Annotated in this window: 1 protein-coding gene; it reads right to left on the reverse strand. The window is 41.9% G+C overall.

The features are described 5' to 3' along the window. Positions 1–361: proline racemase family protein (locus FE392_RS23080; RefSeq protein ID WP_319932006.1), on the reverse strand; the 361-nt coding region annotated here is incomplete at its 3' end. Between the last annotated feature and the right edge of the window lie 57 nt (positions 362–418).

Raw genomic sequence — 418 nt, forward strand, 5'->3', positions numbered from 1 at the left:
TATCAATAATGAATTTTTGCTTTTCACCAGTCACTTCAAACATACCAGTTTCAATTCCGACTGTAATAACAGCAATAATGCCGTGACCACACATCGTACTCCAGCCTTCATTGTGCATAAATAACACGCCAAAATCAGCATGAGCACTTGCGGGCGGTGTAATGATACAACCGTACATTCCGTGATGCCCTCTCGGTTCATACATCAGAACTTCACGAAGGTAATCCAAATGTTTCATACAGTATGCGCGTCTTTCCAACTGCGTTTCCCCTTTTATTTCTGGCACTCCGCCCGTAATAATTCGAAGCGGTTCCCCAGCTACGTGTGCATCAATCGTTGTATATATTTTACTAACCTTCATTTCTATCTCTCCCCTATACGTTAATACTATTTCCAACGCAAGTATCATGCCAAATCG

The sequence above is a fragment of the Xenorhabdus santafensis genome, assembly GCF_033949405.1.
GTDB classification, from domain to species: Bacteria; Pseudomonadota; Gammaproteobacteria; order Enterobacterales; family Enterobacteriaceae; genus Xenorhabdus; species Xenorhabdus santafensis.